Raw genomic sequence first — 9933 nt, forward strand, 5'->3', positions numbered from 1 at the left:
ACCCAACCCTCCCCCATCGAGGGGGAGGGCTCAGGTTGGGCCTAGTGGCTGATGCGCGGGCGCAGGGTGTAGTGGCCCTCGGCGAAGGATTCGAAGATCAGCGGGGCCTGCGGATGGCCCACGGGCTCTCCGCTTTCGTCGGGCAGCAGGTTCTGCTCGGAGACGTAGGCGACATAGGAGTTGTCATCGTTCTCGGCCAGCAGGTGGTAGAACGGCTGGTCCTTGCGCGGCCGGATGTGCTCCGGGATCGACTGCCACCACTCCTCGGTATTGGCGAAGGTGGGGTCGACGTCGAAGATCACGCCGCGGAACGCGAAAACGCGGTGCTTCACGACATCGCCGATGGCGAACTTGGCCAGCCGCACGTCCGCGATCGCCGCGGGGTTGGGCAGGTGGCCAGCGTTTGGCTTTTCGAGTCGAGCGTCCATGAACAGAATCTACACCGTCGTACCTAACTGGGAGGTGAACGTAACGCTCACGCGTCCGTGTTCAAGAGCGCGCCTTCCGGCAGGCGAATGGTCTTGCTACAGTCGCCTTGAAACGAGGCGCCCGTACCGGCGACTGCGAAGGACTTAAGGTTGGTCCATGTCTGAGGCTCGCAGAAACACGCGATGCGTGTTTCGCCCTCTAATTTTACGCGCTTGCCTGGCGCCGGAATGAGCGATCAGGCCAGAAGCGCGCCCACGCCCGGCGCCGTGAAGCATGGCCGGGAAGGCTCTGGGGGGGATGCGCCCTGCTATGGCGCCCTCGATCTCGGGACCAACAACTGCAGGCTTCTGATCGCCACGCCGTCCGGCAAGAGCTTCCGGGTCGTGGAGGCCTATTCGCGAATTGTCCGCCTGGGCGAGGGGCTCAGCGCCAGTGGCCGGCTGTCGGAAGCCGCCATGGAACGCGCCATGGGCGCCCTGAAGATCAGCGCCGAGAAGGTCCGACGCCGCCGCGTCGTGAAGCTGAAGGCCATCGCCACCCAGGCCTGCCGCATGGCCGAGAACGGCCAGGAATTCATCGACCGCGTCTTCGAGGAGACCGGCCTGCGGCTGCAGATCATCGCGCCCCGGGAAGAGGCTCAGCTCTCCGTGGCCGGTTGCCTCAACCTGCTGGACCGCACCGCCGACGCCGCCCTGGTGGTGGACGTGGGTGGCGGCTCCACGGAGCTCTCCTGGGTGGACTTGAAGGGCGAGGGCCTGGGGGGCGAACTCAGCACCTTCGTGGCTTCGAAACTGCCCATCAAGGCCTGGCTCTCCATCCCCATCGGCGTCGTCACCCTGGCCGAGCAGTTCCCGGAGGGCGAGGAGCCCACCGAGGCCTGGTTCCGCGCCATGGTGGACCGGGTGAAGCTCGACCTCGCCGCCTTCCGTCACGCCGACCCGCTGCGGCCGATCTTCGACGAGGACCGCGCCCACCTGATCGGCACCTCGGGCGCCATCACCAGCCTGGCCGGCATGCACCTGCGCCTGCCGCGCTACGACCGCTCGCGCGTCGACGGCATCTGGATGACCCGGGCAGAGTGCGAGGCCGCCGCCGACCTGCTGCTGGGCCTCACCGCCCAGCAACGGGCCGATCAGCCCTGCATCGGCCCCGACCGCTCCGACCTGGTCCTGGCCGGCGCCGCCATCCTCCAGGCGGTGCAGGAGCTCTGGCCCTGCAGCCGCGTCCGCGTCGCCGACCGCGGCCTGCGCGAGGGCATCCTGATGTCCCTGATGTCCGAGAGCGGTGGCGGACGCCGCCGCAAACGCCGCCGCGGCCGTCGCGGCAAACCCATGCCCCAGGCCGCCGAATGACCGACGAACTCCCCCCGGCCCGCAAGCGCATGGTCAAGCCGCCCATGGGCGGCACCGAAGAAGGCCGCGGCAAGCCCGCGCGCTTGAAGACCGCCAAGATGCGGACCCCGTCCTCCCAGGCCTGGCTGTCGCGCCAGGTGAACGATCCTTTCGCCGCGAAGGCCCGAGCCCACGGCTACCGCTCCCGTGCGGCCTACAAGCTCACCGAGCTTGATGACCGCCTGCATGTGCTCAAGCCGGGGATCCGCGTCATCGACCTGGGCGCGGCCCCCGGCGGCTGGACCCAGGTCGCCGTCGAACGCGGCGTCACCAATATCGTCGGTGTCGATCTGCTGCCGGTCGATCCGATCTCGCCGGCCCAGATCATCGAGATGGACTTCACCGACCCCGCCTGCGGCCCCCTGCTGATCCAGATGCTGGGCGGGCCGCCCGACGTGGTGCTGTCGGACATGGCCCCCAACACCGTCGGCCACCGCAAGACCGACCACCTGCGGATCATGGGCCTGATCGAGATCGGCGTGGACTTCGCCATCAGCGTGCTCAAGCCTGGCGGCTCCTTCATCGCCAAGGCCTTCCAAGGCGGCGAGACTTCGCTCGTCATCGCCAGCCTCAAGCATCACTTCACCGACGTGAAGAACATGAAGCCCAAGGCCAGCCGCGCGGACTCCTCTGAGACCTACCTTGTGGCCACGGGGTTCAAGGGACGGAAATAGGGTGGCGCGGCTTGCTGCCTGAATGACAGTGTCATACTTTGTCGCGATTCGAGGAGATCGCCGTGCCCCGCTCCAGCCGTCCTGTCACCGTCACCCTGGGAGAGCTTCAGGATGTCGTGGACGCCCGTGTGCGCTCCGGCCGCTACGCCTCGGCCAGTGAAGTGCTGCGGGCCGGTCTCCGCGCCCTGGATCGTGAGGAAACCGCTCTCGACGACTGGATGCGGCGCAAGGTCGAACAGTCGCTCGCCGACTCTCGCGCGGATATACCCATCGACGACGCCTTCGCCCGCGTTCGCGCCCATGCCACAAAGCGAAGCGCCTCCTAGACGTGACGGGCCAGATCGCCTTTCGCCCGGCGGCGCTGGACGATCTTCTAAACCTCTTTGACTACATAGCTGACGAGGCCAGCGCGGCCGTGGCGGGAAGCTACATCGACCGGATAGAGCAGTTTTGCCGGTCCCTGACCACGTTTCCCGAACGCGGAGCGCGCCGCGATGACCTGGCTCCTGGCCTGCGGACCGTAGGCTTTGAGCGCCGCGCTACAATTGCATTCCGTGTGAGTGGCGGCGAAGTCCAGATTGTCAGGATATTCTATGGTGGGCAGGATTTTGACGCCGCCCTTCGCGATGACGGCAGATGACCATCCTGCGCCCAACGGCCTTTCGCAATCGGCCTGAGAAGCTAAGCTCCCCCCAAATAACAAGGGGAGGCGACAATGGCTGACGGTTCGGTGGGTGGCTTCACGGTCGACAAGTATTCCAAGGTGCGCGACGCCTTCCAGGCCAACCTGGCCTCCGGCGCCGATGTGGGCGCCTCCTTCTGCGCCACGGCCGACGGCGAGACCGTGGTCGACCTCTGGGGCGGCTGGGCCGACGAGGCCAGGACCCGGCCCTGGGAGAAGGACACCATCGTCAACGTCTACTCCACCACCAAGACCATGACGGCGCTCACCGCCCTGCTGCTGGCCGACCGGGGTGAACTCGACTTCGCCGCCCCGGTGGCCAGGTACTGGCCGGAGTTCGCGGCCAACGGGAAGGCCGAGGTCAAGGTCAGCCACCTGATGAGCCACGCAGCCGGCCTCTCGGGCTGGAAGGAACCCATCACCGTCGAGGACCTCTACGACTGGGACAAGGCCACGGCCCTGCTGGCCGCCCAGGCGCCCTATTGGCAGCCAGGCTCGGCGCCGGGCTATCACGCCCTGACCCAGGGCTATCTGGTGGGAGAGGTGGTCCGCCGCATCACCGGCAAGTCTCTGGGCACGGTCTTCCGCCAGGAGATCGCCGAGCCCCTGGGCGCCGACTTCCACATCGGTCTGCCGGCCAGCGAAGACGCCCGCGTCGCCGACCTGATCCCGCCGCCCGCCGGCGCCGGCATCGCCGACGGGGAGCAGTCCGAGCTTGTCGCCAACATGTCGCGCAATCCGGGCATCGACCCGCTCGCCACCCGCACGCGGGCCTGGCGCGGCGCGGAGATCCCCGCGGCGGGCGGCACGGGCAACGCCCGCTCGGTGGCCGAGATCCACACGATCCTGGCCAATGGCGGCGTCGCCAAGGGCAAGCGCTTCATGTCCGAGGCCGGCTGTCGCAAGGCCCTGGAGCTGCAGGTGGAGGGAACCGACCTGATCCTCGGCGGCCCGGCCCGCTTCGGTATGGGCTTTGGCCTGCCCAGCGCCACGGTCCCCATGCGCAACCCCAACTCCATCTATTGGGGCGGCTATGGCGGCTCGCTGATCATCATCGACATGGACGCTCGCACCACGGTCGCCTACGCCATGAACAAGATGGCCCCCACCACCACCGGCGACATGCGCGCCTTCGGCCTGATGATGGCGATGGGGTAGTCCAACCCCCGTCATCCCGGACGCCGACAGGCGATCGGGGATGACGTGGGGCGTCGCCTCTAAGCCAACATGCGCACCTTCGGCTCACGGTCCCACTGGCGGGTGCGGGCCGGTGGGAGGAAACCGTCGGCGCCCTTGGCCAGGTCCACGATCCCGGCGTCCGGCTCGACGTTGGCCTTGTCCAGCAGGGGCTGGGATTCCGCCGTGAAGCCGATCGCCTTCAGATGCACGAAGGCGTTGGCCACGAAGTCCACCGCCGCGCTCTCCTTCAGCAGGTCGGCGCAGCCATCGTTGGAAAGCACAAGCGCCACAGCGTCGAACAGCACCGAGGGCGTGCCGGCCAACTGGCCGTCGACCGGCAGCTTCTCGCCGTCCTTCAGGGTCACGCCACCGATCTTGGGGGCGATGATCTTGACGCTGGCGCCCTCGGCCAGGGCCGCCTTCTTCACCGCATTGATCACCGCGCCATCCGCGCCATCGGTGACCAGGATGCCCACCGCGCGGCCCATCAGGGTCTCGGGATACTTGCCGACGATGCGCAGAGCCGGCGACGGGGCCATGTCGATGGGCTTCACCGCCGCGTCGGCCTTGGCCGGGAGGTCCATGGCCAGGCCCGCCGCCACCCGCTTGGCGAGGTCGGCGTCGACGTTCTGCAGGTTGGAGAGCATGCGCAGCCGCACATGCTCGAAGCTGCACTTGGACAGCTCGAACACCAGGGCGCTGGCCAGGTGGGCCTGCTCGATCTGCGTCTGCGAGGCATAGAACAGCCGCGCATGGCTGTAGTGGTCGGCGAAGGTCTCGGCCCGCAGCCGCGCCTTCGGCCCGCTGTCGGCCGCCGCCGCCGTGCGGAAGCCGCCCTTCGGGTCCTCGCGCGGACCGCCGGGCTCACCAGCGTCGGCCAGGCTGTTGGGCTCGTAGTTGGCGCGGCCGACGGGGACTTGCGTCTGCATGTGGCCGTCGCGCTGGAAGTTCTGGAAGGGGCAACCCTTCGCCTGGTTGATGGGCAGCTGGTGGAAGTTCACCGAGCCCAGCCGCGACAGCTGGGTGTCCTGGTAGGAGAACAGCCGCCCCTGCAGCAGCGGGTCGTCCGACACATCGATCCCGGGGGGCATATTGGTGGGCAGGAACGCGGCCTGCTCGGTCTCGGCGAAGAAGTTGTCGACGTTGCGGTCCAGCACCATCCGCCCGACCACCTTGATCGGGAACAGTTCCTCGGGGATCAGCTTGGTGGCGTCCAGGATGTCGAAGGGCAGGGCGTCGGCCTGCGCCTGCGACAGAAGCTGCACGCCGAACTCCCACTCGGGGAAGGCGCCGGTGTCGATGGCCTCGAAAAGGTCACGGCGGTGATAGTCCGGATCGGCGCCGGCGATCTTCACCGCCTCGTCCCAGCAGGTGGACTGGGTCCCCAGCTTCGGCCGCCAGTGGAACTTCACGAAGGTCGCCTCGTCCTTGTCGTTCAGCAGCCGGAAGGTGTTGACCCCGAAGCCCTCCATCATCCGCAGGCTGCGCGGAATGGCGCGGTCCGACATCGCCCACATCACCATGTGTGTGCTCTCCGGCATCAGGCCGATGAAGTCCCAGAAGGTGTCGTGGGCGCTGGCCGCCTGCGGATAGCCGCGGTCGGCCTCCATCTTCACCGCGTGAATGAGATCAGGAAATTTGATGGCGTCCTGGATGAAGAACACCGGCATGTTGTTGCCCACCAGGTCCCAGTTGCCCTCCTTGGTGTAGAACTTGACGGCGAAGCCGCGCACGTCGCGCGGCGTGTCCACCGACCCCGCGCCGCCGGCCACGGTGGAGAAGCGGGTGAACAGCTCGGTCTTCACCCCCACTTCGGTCAAGATCTTGGCGCGGGTGTATTTCGCCAGCGACTCCGTCAGCTCGAAATAGCCGTGCGCCGCCGACCCGCGGGCGTGAACGATGCGCTCGGGGATGCGCTCATGGTCGAAGTGCTGGATCTTCTCCCGCAGGATGAAGTCCTCCAGCAGGCTGGGACCTCGGGCCCCGGCCTTGAGCGAGTTCTGATCATCGCTTATCGGCACGCCGAAATTGGTGGTGATCCGTGCTTCAGGCGCGCTGGCGGTCTGATGCAGTTCGCCGCCGCTTCCGACATGGGAGATTTCGGCGCTCGCGGGTGCGTCTTTGGGCTTGGGCATGTCGAGTATCCTGATCGAGGGCGGTGGGGTTGCGGTCCCAACGCGGCGCGCGTCGATTGGTGACGGGCCGGACGCAGAAAAACCCCCTCTGTCAGGGGGCCGACACAAGGCCCCACAAGGGTTTGCGGCGGTCGAGCCCTGTCGACGCGACGGAAATGCCGGAGAGACTGTTATGGTGCCTGTCGGATTGCGCCGTCCTGGTGCGTCCTAGGATCGGGCAACAACACAGGAGCTTCCCATGTCCTATGTCGACGGTTTCATCCTCGCGGTCCCCAAGGACAAGATCGAGGACTACAAGAAGATGGCCCGCCTTGGCGCCGAGGTCTGGAAGGAACTGGGCGCGCTCGCCTATGTCGAATGCATCGGCGACGACGTGCCCTATGGCGAGCTGACCTCGTTCCCGCGCGCCGTCCAGGCCAGCGACGACGAGGTCGTGATCTTCTCCTGGATCGTCTACGAGAGCCGTGAGAAGCGCGACGAGATCAACGCCAAGGTCATGGCCGACCCGCGCATGAACGGCTACGACCCGTCCAACACCCCCTTCGATGGCAAGCGGATGATCTTCGGCGGCTTCCAGCCCTTCCTCGAGGCTTAGAAGCTGAACGGAGATCCGTCGGGGTTCTGCAGCCTCGGCTGCTGGAACGGGACATAGGCCAGCCGGGCCGGGCGTGGCGACCCGCCCCGGGACGTCACCTCACCTACGTCGTTGAGGGGCCCGTTATAATCCCAGTCCCCCTGGCGGTAGAGGACATCGCCGCGCGCCTCGCCGCGATAGAACCTGGCCCTCAAATACGACTTGTCGCCATAGGTCCACTCGCCCAGCCCCTCGGCCAGGCCGTCCTTCCAGTTGACCGACAGCTGGTCGAAATTGGCCGCGTAATAGACCCCGCGTCCGTGGCGCGCCCCGCCGCTCATCGCGCCGTCGTACTTGGCGGCGAAGCGGTTGCTGCGGGAATAGACGACGATCCCCTTGCCCTCGGCCATGCCGTTCACGCAAGCCCCGGCCCAACGCACGGTCAGCGCCGGATCGGGCCGGGTGTTGTAGATGGCGCACTTGCTCAAGGGGTCCACGACCCAATGCAGGTCCCTGGCATAGTCCACATAACGGGCGCCGGGCGGCTTGGGCTGGGCCGGAACCTGGGCCTGGGCTGCGCTGGCCGCGAGCAGGGCGGCGGCGGCGAGCAGGGCGCGGATCACGCCAGTCCCTCCGCGCCGGTGCAGACCGGGAAGCCCTTGGCGTCACCGCGCCGATGCAGGAGCAGCCTGGGCAGCCGCTTGCTGGAGAGCGTCAGGGCCTTGTCCGACAGGGTCCCACGGAACACCTCGCCGCCGGCCGTCGTGAAGCTCACCGCCGTCCCCGTCACCTTGGCGGCTGTGGCGGCCTGGGGCGGCAGCGGCGCGCCCTCGGCCACCTGGGTCACGATCAGCGGCCTGGCGCCCGGCGCCTGGATGAACACCCGCATTCCGCGCGCATCGCCGGTCTCCTGCGACAGGCACATGTTGGAGAAGGCCTGGGCCTTCCTCAGGTCCCAGGGCTGGCTCGGCGCCCCGCTCTGGGCCGCCGCGCCGCTGGCCAGAAGGCTCAGCGCCGAGGCTGTGACGATGATCCGCCGCATGGTGTCTCCCCTTTCGAAGCCCCAGCGTCGCAGACGGTCGAGGCCAAGGGCACTGGCGAAAAATGCGGTCAGCCTCAGGGCGCGGCTTCCAGTTCGCGCAACCAGGCCAGGATGCCCGGCGCCGCGGCCAGCATGGAGGCGTCGTGTCCCACCGGTCCCACATCGACGGCGGTGACCGCCGCGCCGCGCGCACCCATCGCCTCGGCGGCGCGCAGGGCCTCGGCGGGAACCACGTCGGCGTCCGCCGATCCGTAGTACAGCCGCAGCGGCGCGCGGGGGGTCATATGGGTCAGGCTGTTGGCGGCGAAGCTCTCCAGCATCCAGTGCGACCCGTCGGTGTCGAAGGCCCGCAGGAAGTCGGCGTTGAACATCGCCCGGGGCTGGGCGGGCAGGCTGGCGAGAATCTCCTTCGGCTTGGCCCCGGCGAACAGCCGTTCCGCCAGCGCCGCGCTCTCCGGGGTCAGGACGCTGTCCAGTCGGTGGCCATAGTGCGCCGCCTGTCCCCACGCCGCATAGGCCAGGTAGAGCGAATGCGACGCCGCCCCACCCTTCATCGCCGCGGGCAAGGACACCCGCCTCAGATCATAGGCGCCGGCCACCTGGGCCGAGCCCAGCACCGGCGTCCCCTGCGCCTCCAGCACGCCCAGCCCCGCCAGGCTGGCCCAGCCGCCCTCGGAGAACCCCGACAGGAACACCGGGGTGTCCGGGACCCCCTCGACCTCCTGGGCGGCGGTGATCAGGCCCGCCACCGCCGGACCGATCACCTCGGCGACATAGTAGGGGTGCTTGCCCGGCGAGATCCCCATCCCCGGATAGTCCGGCGCCACCAGGGTGTAGCCGTTCCCCGCGAACAGGATGGCGGCGGCCAGCCCCGTCCCGTCGGGCTTTGACGGCACGGCGCTGCGCGTCGTCGCCGTCCCGTGCTGGAAGCTCACCACCCGTCCCGGCGCCACCCCGCGTGGGAGGGCCAGCAACCCGCTCAGCCGCCCGCCGCGCGCGTCGGCATATTCCATCCGATAGAGGTTCACCGCATGGGCGAGCGGCATCCCCTTCACCCCGGAAAGCCGCAACAGCACGCGAGCCTCGAGCTTGGAGATCGTCCGCAGCGGCGTCAGGGTCGCACCGGCTGGGGCGGTCAGGGCCGGGGGTCTCATGCAGCCGGCCAGCAGCAGGGCGGCGGCCAGCACCAGCCCGATGGTCCACGCTGCGCCCATCGGCTTTCCCCCAACCATGCCTGCTCCGCCCCGTCATCCCGGGCGCACGGCTGGCGCGCCCTACAGGTCTCTCGCGATAGGATAGAGCAGATAGCGGTCGTCGTAGAACGGCGTTCTTTTGTAAAACCACGAGAGCCGCGCCCCGGCGCTCGCCGCGAACTTCGGGTCGGAGGCGAGCTTCGCCGCGAACTCGGCCCGCAACCCCGCGTCTGCCGCCAGCATCGCGTCGGCCAGAGGGGCGATGGCGTAGGCCTCGATATATTCCACCCGGGTCAGCACCTCAGGGATCATGCCCCAGGCGAAGAAGCTCTCGCTGGACTGCGGCTCCAGAAGCAGGATGACGATGTCGCCCAGAGGCTGGTCGGTCGGGACCCGCACCGATCCGGCGGGGAAGGTCTGGTCGCGGCGTTCGGCGGTGACGTCGGTGACGCTGGCCTGAACGTGGCCCTCATTGGCGCGCGTGGCCAGTTTGGGGTCGATGAGGCGCAGCATCTCGACCGACACGGTGCGTGGCGCGCTCAGGGTCTCCATCTCGACCCCCTGCAGCCGCAGCCGCTCGATCAGGTCCGAGCGATATGCCGGGATCCAGTAGGCGGTCGGTCGCTTGAGGATC

At 68.2% G+C, this 9933-nt stretch carries 11 protein-coding genes and 1 pseudogene; 6 read left to right on the forward strand and 6 right to left on the reverse strand.

All coding sequences use genetic code 11. From position 1 onward, the window contains the following. Window positions 1-41 precede the first annotated feature (41 nt). Entirely contained in the window at window positions 42-428 is a 387-nt protein-coding gene (hspQ, locus tag AAC997_RS02310) for a heat shock protein HspQ (protein ID WP_340644086.1), read from the reverse strand. Window positions 429-656: 228 nt separating this feature from the next. On the opposite strand from hspQ, the gene AAC997_RS02315 reads away from it, so the two are divergent. The 5 genes from AAC997_RS02315 to AAC997_RS02335 all read left to right on the forward strand — a co-directional run bounded on the left by AAC997_RS02315 (window position 657) and on the right by AAC997_RS02335 (window position 4334). Next, entirely contained in the window at window positions 657-1781 is a 1125-nt protein-coding gene (locus AAC997_RS02315; protein WP_340644087.1) for a Ppx/GppA phosphatase family protein, read from the forward strand. After that, on the forward strand, window positions 1778-2494 hold the full coding sequence (locus tag AAC997_RS02320; RefSeq protein WP_340644088.1) for an RlmE family RNA methyltransferase: 717 nt from the start codon (window positions 1778-1780) through the stop codon (window positions 2492-2494). Before AAC997_RS02315 ends, AAC997_RS02320 begins: the two co-directional genes overlap by 4 nt. A gap of 62 nt (window positions 2495-2556) precedes the next feature. Then, window positions 2557-2820 (forward strand): type II toxin-antitoxin system ParD family antitoxin, encoded by a 264-nt coding sequence (locus AAC997_RS02325; RefSeq protein WP_340644089.1) that lies wholly within the window; start codon window positions 2557-2559, stop codon window positions 2818-2820. A gap of 2 nt (window positions 2821-2822) precedes the next feature. Then, the gene (locus AAC997_RS02330; RefSeq protein ID WP_340644090.1) at window positions 2823-3134 is read left to right on the forward strand and encodes a type II toxin-antitoxin system RelE/ParE family toxin; all 312 of its coding nucleotides are present in this window, start codon (window positions 2823-2825) and stop codon (window positions 3132-3134) included. A 75-nt stretch (window positions 3135-3209) separates the two neighbouring features. Then, a complete protein-coding gene (locus AAC997_RS02335) occupies window positions 3210-4334 on the forward strand; it encodes a serine hydrolase domain-containing protein (RefSeq protein WP_340644091.1) in 1125 nt (374 codons plus the stop codon). 59 nt (window positions 4335-4393) lie between these two features. Here AAC997_RS02335 and AAC997_RS02340 read toward each other — a convergent pair whose 3' ends face one another. Then, on the reverse strand, window positions 4394-6490 hold the full coding sequence (locus AAC997_RS02340; RefSeq protein ID WP_340644092.1) for a catalase: 2097 nt from the start codon (window positions 6488-6490) through the stop codon (window positions 4394-4396). Window positions 6491-6728: 238 nt separating this feature from the next. Between AAC997_RS02340 and AAC997_RS02345 the strand changes: the two genes are divergently transcribed. After that, window positions 6729-7085: a DUF1428 family protein gene (locus tag AAC997_RS02345; protein WP_340644093.1), complete on the forward strand. Its 357-nt coding sequence runs from the start codon at window positions 6729-6731 to the stop codon at window positions 7083-7085. Here AAC997_RS02345 and AAC997_RS02350 read toward each other — a convergent pair. The 4 genes and pseudogenes from AAC997_RS02350 to AAC997_RS02365 all read right to left on the reverse strand — a co-directional run. Then, window positions 7082-7687 carry a hypothetical protein gene (locus AAC997_RS02350; protein ID WP_340644094.1) on the reverse strand — a complete coding sequence of 202 codons (606 nt, stop codon included), beginning with the start codon at window positions 7685-7687 and terminating at the stop codon, window positions 7082-7084. The two genes, AAC997_RS02345 and AAC997_RS02350, sit on opposite strands and share 4 nt — an antisense overlap. Further along, window positions 7684-8106: a hypothetical protein gene (locus AAC997_RS02355; RefSeq protein ID WP_340644095.1), complete on the reverse strand. Its 423-nt coding sequence runs from the start codon at window positions 8104-8106 to the stop codon at window positions 7684-7686. The genes AAC997_RS02350 and AAC997_RS02355 overlap by 4 nt, the downstream gene beginning before the upstream one ends. A 74-nt stretch (window positions 8107-8180) precedes the next feature. Further along, window positions 8181-9320 carry a lipase family protein gene (locus AAC997_RS02360; RefSeq protein WP_340644096.1) on the reverse strand — a complete coding sequence of 380 codons (1140 nt, stop codon included), beginning with the start codon at window positions 9318-9320 and terminating at the stop codon, window positions 8181-8183. Between the two features lie 60 nt (window positions 9321-9380). Next, a pseudogene (locus tag AAC997_RS02365) lies at window positions 9381-9933 on the reverse strand (carboxypeptidase); the annotation flags it as partial.

The sequence above is a fragment of the Phenylobacterium sp. genome (genome assembly GCF_037968635.1).
Lineage (GTDB): Bacteria > Pseudomonadota > Alphaproteobacteria > Caulobacterales > Caulobacteraceae > Phenylobacterium.

Bases quoted from the DNA above. Each gene is read 5' to 3' on its own strand.
- AAC997_RS02335 (WP_340644091.1), top strand. From the start codon at position 3,210: ATGGCTGACGGTTCGGTGGGTGGCTTCACGGTCGACAAGTATTCCAAG.
- AAC997_RS02340 (WP_340644092.1), bottom strand. From the start codon at position 6,490: ATGCCCAAGCCCAAAGACGCACCCGCGAGCGCCGAAATCTCCCATGTC.
- AAC997_RS02360 (WP_340644096.1), bottom strand. From the start codon at position 9,320: ATGGGCGCAGCGTGGACCATCGGGCTGGTGCTGGCCGCCGCCCTGCTG.
- AAC997_RS02355 (WP_340644095.1), bottom strand. From the start codon at position 8,106: ATGCGGCGGATCATCGTCACAGCCTCGGCGCTGAGCCTTCTGGCCAGC.
- AAC997_RS02345 (WP_340644093.1), top strand. From the start codon at position 6,729: ATGTCCTATGTCGACGGTTTCATCCTCGCGGTCCCCAAGGACAAGATC.
- AAC997_RS02320 (WP_340644088.1), top strand. From the start codon at position 1,778: ATGACCGACGAACTCCCCCCGGCCCGCAAGCGCATGGTCAAGCCGCCC.
- hspQ (WP_340644086.1), bottom strand. From the start codon at position 428: ATGGACGCTCGACTCGAAAAGCCAAACGCTGGCCACCTGCCCAACCCC.
- AAC997_RS02315 (WP_340644087.1), top strand. From the start codon at position 657: ATGAGCGATCAGGCCAGAAGCGCGCCCACGCCCGGCGCCGTGAAGCAT.